This window comes from Ruegeria sp. A5 (assembly GCF_056543005.1).
Genome location: NZ_JBQGAV010000001.1, coordinates 805325 through 818495, shown reverse-complemented (window position 1 = coordinate 818495; position 13171 = coordinate 805325). Strand labels below are relative to the sequence as shown.

The window sequence follows — 13171 nt, the reverse complement described above, 5'->3', positions numbered from 1 at the left end:
GATTGAGCTGCGGGTTTCAGGTTTGGGCTGGACGTTTAGAAGTGCGGCTAATTTGGTGACCTAGCGTCAACTTTCAATCGCACGGGCGGGGGAAGGTCGATTAAGATTGCTTAACAATTGGGCGCAGCATGGCGGAAGGTAGTTTAACGTGATGAAAAAAATGTATTTATTTTGTCGATACAGGTGCTGAAAATTCGATCAAATCCCAACGATTTCCGAAAGGATCCCGCCAGACGGCGACAATTCCATAGGGTTCATGGCGCGGGCGCTCTTCAAACCCTACGCCTGCTTCCAGCATCGCTGCGTGATCGCGGTAGAAATCATCTGTTTCGAGGAAAAAGCCAACGCGCCCACCGGTTTGATTGCCGACCGATGCGATCTGTTCCGCGCCCACCGCCTTGGCCAGCAACAACGAAGCACCATCCGAGCCCGGAGGCGTGATCCGCACCCAGCGTTTACCATCGCCCAGATCAATATCCTGCGTCAGAGTAAAGCACAGCACTTTGGTGTAGAACGCGATCGCTGCGTCATAATCCGGGACGACCAGCGTCACCGCATGAAGGCTCTGACGCATGATAGATTAACCTTTGGTGGGGTGGCGGTCAGGCAGTTGGATGTTGGCCACCTGCTCGGCAATCGGGGCCGACGAAAGGGGGTGGTGGGCCGTATGGTCACACTGCTCGGGATTTTTAATTCGCTGCCATTCACCCTGCATATAGACCTGCAAGCCCGCGAATTTGGCCTTGTACCCCATCTTGGGGCTGCCGGGCACCCAATAGCCCAGATAAATATAGGGCAACCCAGCCTCGCGCGCGATCTCGATATGGTCGAGAATCATGTAAGTGCCCAGCGAGCTTTGCTGGAACTCTGGATCGTAGAATGAGTAAACCATGCTCAGCCCGTCATCCAGTACATCGGTCAAACTGACGGCGATCAGCTCGCCGGTTTCGGGATCGGCATATTCTACGACTCGGCTGCGGATCGGGGTTTCCTCGATCATCGCGGCGAATTCGAAGACATCCATATCGGCCATGCCGCCATCCGCATGGCGCGCGTCCAGATACCGACGGAACAGGTCGAACTGTTCATCCGTTGCCCAGGGCGATGTTGCACGTCGGATCAAGTAGGAATTGCGTTTGTGGGCCCGTTTTTGGCTTTTGCTTGGCTGAAAGGCTGACACATCGATACGAGCAGACAGACAGGCGGCGCAGTCGGTGCAGGACGGGCGATACAGAACGTTCTGCGAGCGGCGAAATCCTTGTTGCGAAAGGCAATTGTTCAATTGATCCGCACCTTCCCCCTGTAGGGCGGTGAACAGTTTGCGCTCCATCCTGCCCTCAAGGTAAGGGCAGGGCTGGGGTGCCGTCACATAGAATTGTGGCGCAATTGGCAGCGTGTGTCGCATGAAGGTCCCGCATTTCCTCGGAACCGATGATAGCAACGGTTTTTGGCGCAGCCAAGTGTTTCACTCAGGTGTTTTTAGGCGCGCTGGTTGATCATCACGGTGCCGAGGAAGGCATCGGTCAGGCCCTGACAGCGGGCGCTGGTCATCATCATGATGACCGAAATGATCTGTAGTACCGGGATCGCCATGCTGACGAAATACCCTGCCGTATGTGCAATGGCTTTCCCCGTATCCATTCGGGCGCCAAAGGCGTCACGCAACTCTATCCCCATGAAGCGCATCCCCAGTGTGGCCGAGCCGTTGGCGATGGTAACAACGCGATAGACAAAGCTGATGACTGCGTAGATCAGCGCCAATATGAAGAAGCCCATGCCAAAGGTCAGCAGAATCGCAACTGTACAGAGCAATGAGATAAAGGCGATGTCGAACAGCCAGGCAAAAAAGCGCTTGGTCGCTACGGATTGGTAGAATTCGGGTTGGCTGTCAGGGTCAGGCAGATGAGGCATAGATTGTAATCCGGGTATTGTGCAGAAACACCCTGTCCCGATGGGCGGGACAGGGCAAGCCACGATTAGGCAGGTTGTTCGCCGTTTTCGTCATCACGATTATCGCGGGCGCGTTCATCCATGAACTCGTCGAACTCGGCCTTGTCCTTGGCTTCACGCAGGCGGTGCAGGAACGCCTCAAAGTCTTTCTGTTCACGCTCCAAACGCGCCAGTGTGTCGGCCTTGTAGGCGTCGAACGCGCTGTTGCCCGAAGGTTTCATGGCGCTCATGTGGCTGTTCCACGACGAACGGCGGCTGCAGGATTTGCTGAACATGCGTTTGCTCCAGATCATATAGGCAAGAAAGGCCAGGCCGATGGGCCAGAAGAAGATAAAGCCAAGGACCATTGCGGCGATCCAGGCGCCTTTGCCCTTGCTATCAAGCCAGGCTTCGCTTCGGTGCAGCCATCCCGGATTTTGGGGAACGGCGTGGTCGGACAATGCGGTCATGTGCTCTCTCCAGTTAGGATGTAAATGCTTTTCACATTACCAAGATGGGAGGGGGGATAGGTGGTTGCAAGGGGGTATGTGAAAAAGATTTACATTTTTCCGAATCCAGCGTCTGACCGGGCGGATCAATCAGCGGGGTAAGGCGGATTTGCGTCTCAGTATTTCAGGCCGAGCGACGCAGCCCATCGATTAAACGTTTCATTAAGAAGGCTTAATAATCAAACGCTTCCATAGGGTTTGCACAATGGCTGCATACATAGTTTTCCGAGGAGTAATCAAGGGAGGTCGCTGAAATGGTTGTTGTGAACACAACTCATTGGCCGTTCGGGTCAGAGGAGAGTTTCATCTTGTCGACCGAACCAGGCCCAGCTTCGCAAGGCGGCGTATCTAGTTGGATTGATCAAGTCGATTTGCCTTTTTTGAACCTCGATCCCCATGATCTCGAAGGGAAAGAAGATCTGCCGGATATCGAATTGCGCGGGTTTTGGGACGGGGTGATCGACAGCACGGTCAGCGCGTATCAAGGTGCTGGGTCTCACGAGGTTGAGTTCAATCTTTCGATGGTGAACCACGAGATCGCGACACGCGGAAGCGCCACGCTCATTTCCGAGCTGTACCATACACAGCAATTCGCGCTTGAAACCATAAGCATGAATGGAACGGACATACCTGTTTCTTATGAGGCCCGGTCAGCCTTTGGATTTGAGGGCGTTCACATTAGTCAGGCAGCACAGTTTCAGCATCTGTCTATAGCCAGCGAACAGGGGGAGATGTTCGATGTGCATGGGTTCGATACAAATGGCGATCTGGTTTTGGCGTCATACGGCTATTACGAGGTCGTCGAGATCGCAGGCAAGCTTCACCAAAACGGAATTTCTGATTTTGCACTTAGTTTCGAGGTGTCGTTCGAGCTCGAAATGAATGAGACCGGTCTTTATGAAGTATTTGCTGCGGTCTCGTTCGATGGCCAAATTGACTTTAACGACGGAATGTCGCGCTACTTTCAGTTTGAAGAGGATATGTATTTCCCGGCTCGCGATCTGGGGAGTGTGGAATTTGGCCCTTTGCCAGATGGCTTGTTCCAACAACTGGCGATGTTCCAGGCTCATATGGGTGACGCCTGGGACGAGTTGGTGAGTTTGAACGATCAGCTTGAGGCGGTGTTCTTGCAGCTTCGTGAAGACGAGCACTATGATGAGTGGGATTTGGCTGGGCAGGGAATTGAAAATCCGTTCACTTTCGATTTGCCGCCAGTGGATCAGTGGCTATAACGATTTGGACATTCGGCTCTTTCTGCTGTTCAATCGGACAGGGCTAAGCCAACTCTGTCCGATCATGTGCGCTGGCCGCATCTGATTTTCGGCCGTCACAAGTCATAGGCAAATGGAAGATATTGAAAACACCAGCCCACCGTCACCGGATCAGATCCTCTCGCTGGAAAAACAGGTATGGACTGCGCTGGTTGAAGGCAATGCACAGGCCGACCGGGCGCTGCTGAGCCCCGATTTTCTGGGCGTGTATCCAACGGGTTTTGCCAATCGCGACGATCATGTTGGCCAGTTCGCCGATGCGCCTACGATGGCGCAATATGAACTCAGCGATACCAGGTTGCGCGTTTTATCGGCGGATTTGGTTTTACTCTCATACAGGGCAGATTATCTGCGACCCGAAGCACAGGAATGGGAGGCGATGCTGATCTCATCCCTGTGGGAGCGGCGTCACGATGTCTGGATCAACAGTTTCAGCCAGGACACACCACTGGAACGGTCATGAGCCAGCCTCTTGTTATCAACCGCTTGCCGCGCTCTTTTCATACCGATCTGGGTGACGAAACACGCGCGGCGCTGCCCGATTTGACTGCCGAGCAGGGGGAGTTGATCGCGGGAACTGCGGGCTCTAGCCCCTACCTGAAAGGGTTGATTGACCAAGAAAGGAACTGGTTGCCACACGCGTTGCAGCAACCGGACCAGGCATTGTCGGAAGTGATGGACGCGGCGCGCGCGCTGCCGTCGGATCAGTTGAAACCCGGTTTGCGGCAAGCGAAGAGGCGCATGGCCTTGCTAACGGCGCTGGCCGATCTGGCGGGTGCGTGGCCGTTGGAAAAGGTAACTGCCGTGCTGACCGACTTTGGCGCTTTGGCCGCAGATGTGGCAGCGAAGGCCGAAATTGCTGCGTTGATCCGGCGCGGCAAGCTGCCGGGTATGACCGAGAATGATGTCGAAACCGCCGCTGGTATGGTCATTCTGGCGATGGGCAAAATGGGCGCACATGAGCTGAACTACAGCTCGGATATCGATCTGATCGTGCTGTTCGACGAAACCCGTTTCGATCCCGATGATTTCTATGAAGCCCGTCAGGGAATAGTGCGCGCCACGCGGAATTTCTGTGCCACGCTCAGCGATAAGACGGCGGATGGCTATGTATTCCGCACCGATCTGCGATTGCGCCCCGACCCTGCAGTCACGCCCGTCTGTCTGGCGATGGAAGCGGCCGAGCGGTATTACGAAAGTCTTGGGCGCACGTGGGAACGTGCGGCCTATATCAAGGCACGCCCTTGCGCCGGGGATATCGCGGCAGGACAAAGATTTCTTGATGCATTACGCCCGTTCGTTTGGCGGCGGCATCTGGATTTTGCCGCCATTCAAGACGCTCATGACATGCGACTGCGTATACGCGAGAACAAGGGAACGGGCGGAAGCCTCTCGATTCCCGGCCACGATATGAAGCTGGGGCAGGGCGGTATTCGAGAGATCGAGTTCTTCACCCAGACCCGCCAATTAATCGCGGGCGGACGTGATCCAGACCTTCGCGTCCGGGGCACCGTTCCCGGTCTGGCGGCGCTGGCCTCAAAAGGCTGGGTGCCCGAAGATGTCGCCGAGAAGCTGACCGATCATTACCGTGCCCACCGCGAGGTCGAGCATCGAATCCAGATGGTGCATGACGCGCAGACCCATAAGGTGCCAAATTCAGAGGACGGTTTCGAACGGGTCGCGTGCCTGATGGGGATCAGCAGCGCCGAACTGACCGCTGATCTGACCCGCCGCCTGACCGAAGTGCATGAACTGACCGAAGGGTTCTTTGCCCCCGGACCGGGCTCAGCACCCGCGCCTCTACAGGAGGTCGAGTTCGACAAGGGCGTGCTGGCCCGCTGGCCGACCTATCCGGCGCTTCGATCACAGCGTGGCGCACGGATTTTCGAACGCCTCAAGCCCGAGCTTTTGTCGCGTCTGGCAAAGACTGCGAAACCCGATGAAGCGCTATTGGCACTGGATGGATTTCTGGCGGGATTACCCGCCGGAGTGCAGCTGTTTTCCCTGTTCGAAGCGAATCCGCATCTGATCGATCTGCTGGTCGATATCGTCGGGACATCGCACGCGCTTGCCACCCATCTGTCGCGCAACGCTGCAGTATTCGACGCGGTAATCGGCGGCAGCTTTTTCAGCGATTGGCCGGGGCAGGCCGCGTTGCAGACCGATCTTACACAGGCGTTGTCGGATGAAAGCGACTATGAAACTCAGCTCGATTTCGCACGTCGCTGGTGCAAGGAATGGCATTTCCGCATCGGCGTTCATCATCTGCGCGGATTGATCGATGGAGCGCAGGCCGGGAAGCAATATGCGGAACTAGCACAGGCCGTGATTGCGGCGGTTCTGCCCTGCGTTGTCGACCAGTTCTCCAAAAAGCATGGACCGGCGCCCGGGCGCGGCGCCGCGGTTTTGGGCATGGGGTCACTTGGGGCAGGGCGCATCAACTCGCAATCCGATCTGGACATGATTGTCATCTACGATCCTCAGGATCAGGACATGTCCGATGGCCCTCGCCCGCTGGCAACGCGGACATACTACGCTCGTTTCACCCAGGCTCTGATCACGGCGCTCAGCGCGCCAATGTCGCAGGGACGGCTTTATGAGGTCGACATGCGTCTGCGCCCGTCGGGCAATCAGGGGCCGGTGGCTACAAGCTGGGTCAGCTTCACCAACTATCAGCAGAATGAGGCCTGGGTGTGGGAACACCTTGCTTTGACCCGCGCCCATGTGGTCGCAGGCGACGCCGGTCTGGCCGAGGATATCGAAAACTTCCGCGCTGAATTCCTGTCGCAAACGCGCGACCGCCAGAAGGTGCTGAAAGAAGTCGCCGAGATGCGCGAAAGACTGGCCGCAGCCAAAGCACCAGCGGGCGTTTGGGACGCAAAAAATGGGCCGGGTCGCATGATGGATATCGAACTGATGGCAGAGACGGGCGCATTGCTGGCCGGATTGCCCCAGCGCGATGTACACTCGGGTCTGGACGGGGCGGTCGCTGTCGGGCTGCTGGATGTCGCGCAGGCGCAAACCCTGAAGGGTTGTTACGATTTATGCTGGTCGGTGCAATGTGCGGCGCGTCTGCTGTCGGGAAAGGTGATCGAGGCCGACAAGATCGGTGAAGGCGGTACGGCCTTTCTGTGTCGGGCGACCGGGTTCGATCAGGTCGAACAGCTGCAATCCGCGTTGCAAGACAATTACAGCACTGCGGCCTCGTTGATTGGCGCAGTTGTCGGAGGGGTTGAAGATGGCACGCAGTGATGATCCGAATGACCACAAAGGCCTGATCCGCGAGGCGTATCGCATTGAAGGCATCACCTTGCCCGAGTGTCGCAGCATCTTTCTGGATTGGGCGCTGAGCCTGCCTGGAGAGCTTGACCAAAATCAGGCTCTGACCAACCTGCACGCAGTCTATTCGGAACAGGCTGCTGATCATCCGATGACGCAGGTCCTGACCGAGGGTTTGCAGGCGGCCCATGCCCCCAAGCGTCGTGGCGGCTGGCGCAAGCGCAACCGTTAACGGGGCTTTCACCCACGCGCATTCACGATTATGAGGGCGCCATGACAACCACAGCTGATCGCCCCCGTATCCGTTTGAAACCCAAGGCCAATGCGCGTGGCCTGCGCCACGGGTTTCCCTGGGTCTACGCCAATGACATCGTCACCGACCGCCGGACTCGCAAGATCGGGCCGGGGTCCTTGGCTGTGCTGGAAGACGAGAAGCGTGCGCCAATCGCTCTGGTCGCAGTGAATCCGGTCTCGAAGATCATGTGCCGGGTATTGGATCGCGATATCGGCGCGCAGTTGGATGCGGACTGGTTTGAAACCCGTCTGCGCCGCGCGCTTGAGATGCGCGAGCGACTGTTCGATGCGCCGTACTACCGCCTGATCCATGCCGAGGCGGATGGGTTTCCCGGGGTGATCATCGACCGGTTCGGCGACGCCTGCGTGATCCAACCCAACGCAGCCTGGGCTGAGGCACATCTTGAATCACTGACCGACGCGCTGGTCAAGGTGACCGGGGTCGACACAGTGCTGAAGAACGCCTCGGGGCGCACGCGTGTGCTCGAGGGGTTGGACGACACCAATCTGACCTTGCGTGGAACTGTGCCTTATGAGCCTCTGCCAGTGCCAATGAATGGCGCAACCTACATGGCTGACCTGACTGGTGGGCAGAAAACCGGCCTGTTCTATGACCAACGCCCCAATCACGCGTTTGCCGCCAAGTTGGTTCACCCCGAGGCGCAGGTGCTGGATGTATTCAGCCACGTCGGAGGCTTTGGTCTGGCCATGTTGGCGGGCGGAGCAGCACAGGCATTATCCGTTGACGGCTCGGCAGCGGCGCTCGAACTGGCGGCGAAGGGCGCTGAAGCCTCAGGATTTTCTGCCCGTTTCCAGACCCGACAAGGCGACGCCTTTGATATACTGACCAAACTCGGCGAAGAGGACGCGTTGTTCGACGTCGTCATCTGTGATCCCCCGGCTTTTGCACCTTCGAAACAGGCGTTGGATGCAGGTTTGCGCGCCTATGAGCGTACCGCACGTCTGGCGGCTCCGCTGGTCAAACCGGGCGGGTATCTTGGCCTCTGCTCCTGTTCTCATGCCGCTGATCTGGGCCGTTTCCGCGATGCCTCATCCCGTGGGATCGGACGGGCAGGACGACAGGCCCAACTGATCCGAACTGGCTTTGCCGGGCCGGACCATCCACAACTGCCGCAGCTGGCAGAAAGCGGCTACCTCAAAGCCGTGTTTTACCGTCTGTGAAGGCGGTTCTTGATACCTGCGTCATCTATCCCACGGTGATGCGAGAGATGCTGTTGGGCGCAGCGAGGCTTGGTTATTTCACGCCCGTCTGGTCTGCACGTATCCTCGAAGAATGGGCTCGTGCCGCCCGCAAACTCGGCCCCGAGGGCGAGGCGCAGGCGCGCGCCGAAATCGCGCTGGTTCAGGCCCATTGGCCAAATGCCGAGCGACCTGCCAACCTCGGTGTTGAACAGCGCCTATGGTTGCCGGATGCCGCCGACATCCACGTTCTCGCAACGGCGGTCACAAGCTCGGCAGATGTCATTGTCACCGTCAATGCCAAAGACTTTCCCAAGAATATGTTGGCCGACGAAGGGCTTGAGCGGCGCGATCCGGACGGGCTGCTGCATGAACTCTGGCTGTCCGACCCCGAAGGCATAACGCAGGTTTCCAAAGCGGTCCTTGCTGAAGCCAACCGGCTATCCGGTGCTCAATGGACCTTGCGCAGCTTAATGAAAAAAGCCCGCCTGCCGCGCCTTGGCAAAGCCCTGAGAACTTAATTCGGGATCCCATTCATCTGGCCAAAAATATCTCGGGGAGCGCGAGGGGCTGGCCCCTCGCTCCTATCCTAAACTCCCACGCCCCACTTTTGTTCAAGTACTTCCAGAGCTGCGATCCGCTCATCCGTCTTTGGATGACTCATTAACCAAGCGGGCACAACGCCCGCGCGCTGCTGTGTCAGATCCTCAAGCTTGTGGAACAAAGACTTCTGTGGACCAATCCCGATCCCGGCTTTTGTCAAAAGCGCGGCCGCATATTCATCCGCCTCATATTCATCACTCCGCGACAGGCGGGAGGCCAGCAAATGAGTCAGCATATTTGCAATCCAGGCTCCAATGAACGGGATGAAGCGGTTCAATAGCATCATCAGCGCAGCACGCAGGGCGTTTTGACCCGAGAAATCAATCATCCGCCGCCGGGCGTGGCCAAGGGCGACATGGCCCAATTCATGCGCGATTACGCTTGCCATTTCTTCCGCTGATACTTCGCCGTTGCCAAATTTGCGATAAAAACCGCGAGTGATGAAAATACGCCCATCCGGCGCGGCCAGCCCGTTCACCGGATCGATCTCGTAGATGTAGACTGGGACCCGATCAATCTCCAAGGCTGCAGCCAGCCGGTCCGTCATGCGTTTTAGCGCAGGATCGGCCAGTTCGGTGGACTTCGCATCCAACTCACGATGCGTGCGCCAGACGGATATCCGGTACATCACAACGGCATAGGCTATGGCCAGCAGGATGGGTGTTAAGCGAAGCATGAGTTAGATATGGGCGGCCCACCCCGAGGAGGCAAGCGGTAACTCGCCCTTCACGTCCGATCAGTTATGCGGCTCAATCCAGCCTTACCTGCCTGGCGAGGGCAGGTGCAGGTTCGAATGAAACTCGGCAAGGGACTGCTTGATTAAGACCTCGCCCTTCGAAGCCTCAAAAAATGCGCGTTCAGCTTCCTTTTCTGCGACCAGAGCATCAACTCTCAGGTCCCTCACATCCGCGCGCAGAGCGTCGCGCGCCTCCTCGTAGGTTTCAGCATCGCGCAGCTCATCCTCAAGCGCACTCAGCTTGTCATCATAGTCCGGGTCCGCAGGATCAAGTGCGGCGATATCATCGGCGATGTCTTCGCTGCTGCGGCCATCGTAGTCTTCGTTCAGATCACGCAGTTCACGGCGCGCCTCATAGAGGTCACCGCGTAAGTCGTAATAGGTTTCCGCCGCCGCCTGGTAGGTCGCGATTTTGCCGACATTGCTGTTGGGTGAAGCATTGCGGAACGCCGGGGCCGCTGCCTTAGACGCATTCAGGTTACGCAGCTTGTCCGAGCCATAGGGATCGGTGATCGCTGCAACAAGCGGGTCGCGGTAATAGCGGTAGCGGTCCTTCTTGCGATCGGAATATGGCTTTTCGTAGCGCAGTCGATAGTCGGTTTCATCATAGATCTTCTTATCGTCCGAATAGCGGTAGCCGTCAGGATCGTAAGGCACCGGCTGGATCGTTGCCCAGTCCTTGTGCCGGTGGTTTGGCTGTGGCAGATCGAGATTGCCGTGGAACTCGCCCAGCGTCGCTTTGGTCAATGTACGCCCTTTCGAAGCGTCATAAAAGGCAGCCTCCGCATCTTGCAACGCGTCGCGGGTTTCGTATTTCAGATCCCTCAGATCAGCGCGCAGATCGTCGCGCGCCTCCTCATAGGTTTCTGCATCGCGCAATTCATCCTCAAGCGCACTCAGCTTGTCATCGTAGTTCGGGTCCGCAGGATCAAGCGCGGCGATATCATCGGCGATGTCTTCGCTGCTGCGGCCATCGTAGTCTTCGTTCAGATCACGCAGTTCACGGCGCGCCTCATAGAGGTCACCGCGCAGGTCGTAATAGGTTTCTGCCGCCGCCTGATAGGTCGCGATCTTGCCGACATTGCTGTTGGGTGAAGCATTGCGGAACGCCGGGGCTGCTGCCTTAGACGCATTCAGGTTACGCAGCTTGTCCGCGCCATCGGGATCGGTGATCGCTGCAACAAGCGGGTCGCGATAGCGACGCTTGCTGGGCTTCTTACTGTCATAGTGCTTGGATTTATAATCCGTGCGAGCAACAGGTCGCGGGGAATACTCAACAGGAGCAACCGACGCCTTGCGATACGTTTTCGTTACGCGGTTCGCGCTTGACTTGGTTTTTACCGGCGAACGCTTGCCAAATAGTTGCTCGACATCGCGTTTAAACTCTCTTCCAAAGCCCGCCAGTGTGGTCTTTTGTACCTTGCCGTTCCGTCCCTTAGCTTTAGCAGAGGTTTTGGCTGACCGGTGGTGTTTTGCCTTTTGCTTCTTGTTAAACCCGAAAGCCTTTTCCACGCGGTGCGTTTTGGAGTTGGCCTTGCCGGCATGTTTACCCGCGCTTTTGGAACCCTTAGCTTTGCCGGATTTTCCCTTTTCGCCGCCTTTGTTGCCGTCGGAGCCCTTTCCGGACTTTCCTTTGCCTTTGTTGCCGTCGTTGCTTTTTCCAGAACTACCTTTGCCGCCGCCGCGGCCCTTTCCATTGCCATTATCATTCTTGGCATAAGCGGCGTCAGGGGAAAGTACCAATGTCGCGGTCGCACCCGATGCAATTGCGAACGCTGTAATGGTCAAAACAGATGTCAGGATATTTCGTAGTTTTGAAATGGTCATCTCAGCCCCCCAGCTTCAATCCCTTTGTCGTATATCACGAATTCGAGAGAGGCAGGGAATTTTGCCGAGATTGTTTCTTTGATGGTTCTTTTGACGCGAATATCTCTGAAAAATGGGCCTATTGTTTCCGGTTTCTGAAACAACAAGGACTTCGACGGTGACTATCGCGTCAGTTCCCGCATACCTTGTTCTAAACCCGCCAGCGTCATGGGTACCATGCGATCTTCGAATATCTCACGGATCATGCCGATCGAATGGGTGTATTCCCAATACTTCTCGGGGATTGGGTTGATCCAAAGGTTCGATGTCCACTGTTCGCGTGCACGGCCCAGCCAGACTTGGCCGGCCTCCTGGTTCCAATGCTCATTTGCACCGCCGGGATAAGCGATCTCGTAAGGACTCATTGAGGCATCGCCGACAAAGATGCACTTGTAGTCCGGCCCGTATGTGCGCAAGACCTCGTGCGTCGGAGTTTGCTGATCCCAGCGGCGGCGATTGTCGCGCCAGACGCCTTCATAGAGGCAGTTGTGGAAGTAGTAGTATTCCAGATGTTTGAATTCGGTTCGGGCCGCTGAGAACAGTTCTTCCACAACCTTGATATGCGGATCCATCGACCCGCCCACGTCCAGAAACAGAAGCACTTTGACGGCGTTGTGACGTTCGGGACGGGTTTTGACATCCAGATATCCGTGTTCAGCCGTAGCTCTGATCGTTCCATCCAGATCAAGCTCTTCCGCTGCACCTTCACGCGCCCAGCGGCGCAGGCGTTTCAAGGCAACCTTGATGTTCCGGGTGCCCAGTTCAACAGTGTCATCTAAGTTCTTGAATTCGCGCTTGTCCCAGACCTTTACGGCACGCTGATGGCGGCTTTCTTTCTGGCCGATGCGCACGCCTTCGGGGTTGTAGCCATAGGCGCCGAAAGGTGAGGTGCCCGCGGTGCCGATCCACTTGTTACCGCCCTGATGGCGACCCTGTTGGTCCTTGAGGCGCTCGCGTAGCGTCTCCATCAGCTTCTCAAAGCCACCAAGTGCCTCGATCTCGGCTTTTTCTTCATCCGACAGGTGCTTTTCGGCCATCTTTGCAAGCCACTCGGCAGGAATATCGACCGCCTCGAGTACTTGATCGAAACTGATTTCACCCAACCCTTCGAAACTGGCGGCAAAGGCACGGTCGAACTTGTCGATGTTGCGCTCGTCTTTCACCATCGAAACGCGGGCGAGATAGTAAAACGCCTCGACATCGTATGTCGCCAAGCCCTTTTTCATCCCTTCCAGAAACGTCAGGTACTCGCGCAGAGATACGGGAATGCCAGCGTTTCGGAGGTTTTCGAAGAAGGGCAGGAACATCGTTCTATACCAGACGGACAATGACCAGTGAAATCACCAGCCCGACCAACGCAAAGGCAATGCCGTAGCCCGCAGCGTATTGCGCCATATCCGCACCGCTTCCGTTACGTTTGCGTGCTGTCAACGCGCCCAGAATCGCGCCCAGAATAGCCATGCCCAGAACCACTATCATGTGAC

The 13171-nt window shown here is 56.8% G+C and carries 14 protein-coding genes; 6 read left to right on the top strand and 8 right to left on the bottom strand.

From position 1 onward, the window contains the following. Window positions 1–166: 166 nt before the first annotated feature. From ACR0AY_RS04155 to ACR0AY_RS04140, 4 genes are all read right to left on the bottom strand, one after another. Window positions 167–574, bottom strand: coding sequence for a VOC family protein (locus ACR0AY_RS04155; RefSeq protein ID WP_170396600.1), 408 nt, complete (start codon window positions 572–574; stop codon window positions 167–169). A 6-nt stretch (window positions 575–580) separates the two neighbouring features. Then, complete coding sequence (locus tag ACR0AY_RS04150; protein WP_170396602.1) at window positions 581–1405, bottom strand: arginyltransferase; 825 nt, start codon at window positions 1403–1405, stop codon at window positions 581–583. Window positions 1406–1479: 74 nt separating this feature from the next. Then, entirely contained in the window at window positions 1480–1911 is a 432-nt protein-coding gene (locus ACR0AY_RS04145) for an RDD family protein (RefSeq protein ID WP_170402989.1), read from the bottom strand. Between the two features lie 65 nt (window positions 1912–1976). After that, window positions 1977–2399 carry a DUF2852 domain-containing protein gene (locus ACR0AY_RS04140; RefSeq protein ID WP_170396606.1) on the bottom strand — a complete coding sequence of 141 codons (423 nt, stop codon included), beginning with the start codon at window positions 2397–2399 and terminating at the stop codon, window positions 1977–1979. 347 nt (window positions 2400–2746) lie between these two features. Between ACR0AY_RS04140 and ACR0AY_RS04135 the strand changes: the two genes are divergently transcribed. The 6 genes from ACR0AY_RS04135 to ACR0AY_RS04110 all read left to right on the top strand — a co-directional run bounded on the left by ACR0AY_RS04135 (window position 2747) and on the right by ACR0AY_RS04110 (window position 9003). Next, the gene (locus ACR0AY_RS04135) at window positions 2747–3670 is read left to right on the top strand and encodes a hypothetical protein (RefSeq protein ID WP_170512989.1); all 924 of its coding nucleotides are present in this window, start codon (window positions 2747–2749) and stop codon (window positions 3668–3670) included. 112 nt (window positions 3671–3782) lie between these two features. After that, a complete protein-coding gene (locus ACR0AY_RS04130; RefSeq protein WP_170512991.1) occupies window positions 3783–4172 on the top strand; it encodes a nuclear transport factor 2 family protein in 390 nt (129 codons plus the stop codon). Then, on the top strand, window positions 4169–6961 hold the full coding sequence (locus ACR0AY_RS04125) for a [protein-PII] uridylyltransferase family protein (RefSeq protein ID WP_170513001.1): 2793 nt from the start codon (window positions 4169–4171) through the stop codon (window positions 6959–6961). Before ACR0AY_RS04130 ends, ACR0AY_RS04125 begins: the two co-directional genes overlap by 4 nt. Continuing rightward, window positions 6948–7220, top strand: coding sequence for a hypothetical protein (locus tag ACR0AY_RS04120; protein WP_170513003.1), 273 nt, complete (start codon window positions 6948–6950; stop codon window positions 7218–7220). The genes ACR0AY_RS04125 and ACR0AY_RS04120 overlap by 14 nt, the downstream gene beginning before the upstream one ends. A 41-nt stretch (window positions 7221–7261) precedes the next feature. Continuing rightward, window positions 7262–8464, top strand: a complete 1203-nt coding sequence (locus ACR0AY_RS04115; RefSeq protein ID WP_170402977.1) for an RSP_2647 family RNA methyltransferase — start codon at window positions 7262–7264, stop codon at window positions 8462–8464. Next, entirely contained in the window at window positions 8461–9003 is a 543-nt protein-coding gene (locus tag ACR0AY_RS04110) for an RSP_2648 family PIN domain-containing protein (protein WP_170513005.1), read from the top strand. The genes ACR0AY_RS04115 and ACR0AY_RS04110 overlap by 4 nt, the downstream gene beginning before the upstream one ends. A 68-nt stretch (window positions 9004–9071) precedes the next feature. Here the strand turns inward: ACR0AY_RS04110 and ACR0AY_RS04105 are convergent, their stop codons facing one another. The 4 genes from ACR0AY_RS04105 to ACR0AY_RS04090 all read right to left on the bottom strand — a co-directional run bounded on the left by ACR0AY_RS04105 (window position 9072) and on the right by ACR0AY_RS04090 (window position 13166). Beyond that, on the bottom strand, window positions 9072–9761 hold the full coding sequence (locus ACR0AY_RS04105) for a M48 family metallopeptidase (RefSeq protein ID WP_170396642.1): 690 nt from the start codon (window positions 9759–9761) through the stop codon (window positions 9072–9074). Between the two features lie 84 nt (window positions 9762–9845). After that, window positions 9846–11648 carry a hypothetical protein gene (locus ACR0AY_RS04100; protein ID WP_480453746.1) on the bottom strand — a complete coding sequence of 601 codons (1803 nt, stop codon included), beginning with the start codon at window positions 11646–11648 and terminating at the stop codon, window positions 9846–9848. Window positions 11649–11809: 161 nt separating this feature from the next. Further along, window positions 11810–12994 (bottom strand): vWA domain-containing protein, encoded by a 1185-nt coding sequence (locus tag ACR0AY_RS04095; RefSeq protein WP_170509378.1) that lies wholly within the window; start codon window positions 12992–12994, stop codon window positions 11810–11812. Between the two features lie 4 nt (window positions 12995–12998). Beyond that, a complete protein-coding gene (locus ACR0AY_RS04090; protein WP_170396648.1) occupies window positions 12999–13166 on the bottom strand; it encodes a hypothetical protein in 168 nt (55 codons plus the stop codon). Between the last annotated feature and the right edge of the window lie 5 nt (window positions 13167–13171).

Coding starts and splice junctions, on each gene's coding strand:
- ACR0AY_RS04150 (WP_170396602.1), bottom strand. CDS start 1,405: ATGCGACACACGCTGCCAATTGCGCCACAATTCTATGTGACGGCACCC.
- ACR0AY_RS04130 (WP_170512991.1), top strand. CDS start 3,783: ATGGAAGATATTGAAAACACCAGCCCACCGTCACCGGATCAGATCCTC.
- ACR0AY_RS04100 (WP_480453746.1), bottom strand. CDS start 11,648: ATGACCATTTCAAAACTACGAAATATCCTGACATCTGTTTTGACCATT.
- ACR0AY_RS04155 (WP_170396600.1), bottom strand. CDS start 574: ATGCGTCAGAGCCTTCATGCGGTGACGCTGGTCGTCCCGGATTATGAC.
- ACR0AY_RS04145 (WP_170402989.1), bottom strand. CDS start 1,911: ATGCCTCATCTGCCTGACCCTGACAGCCAACCCGAATTCTACCAATCC.
- ACR0AY_RS04140 (WP_170396606.1), bottom strand. CDS start 2,399: ATGACCGCATTGTCCGACCACGCCGTTCCCCAAAATCCGGGATGGCTG.
- ACR0AY_RS04125 (WP_170513001.1), top strand. CDS start 4,169: ATGAGCCAGCCTCTTGTTATCAACCGCTTGCCGCGCTCTTTTCATACC.
- ACR0AY_RS04090 (WP_170396648.1), bottom strand. CDS start 13,166: ATGATAGTGGTTCTGGGCATGGCTATTCTGGGCGCGATTCTGGGCGCG.
- ACR0AY_RS04105 (WP_170396642.1), bottom strand. CDS start 9,761: ATGCTTCGCTTAACACCCATCCTGCTGGCCATAGCCTATGCCGTTGTG.
- ACR0AY_RS04120 (WP_170513003.1), top strand. CDS start 6,948: ATGGCACGCAGTGATGATCCGAATGACCACAAAGGCCTGATCCGCGAG.
- ACR0AY_RS04115 (WP_170402977.1), top strand. CDS start 7,262: ATGACAACCACAGCTGATCGCCCCCGTATCCGTTTGAAACCCAAGGCC.
- ACR0AY_RS04095 (WP_170509378.1), bottom strand. CDS start 12,994: ATGTTCCTGCCCTTCTTCGAAAACCTCCGAAACGCTGGCATTCCCGTA.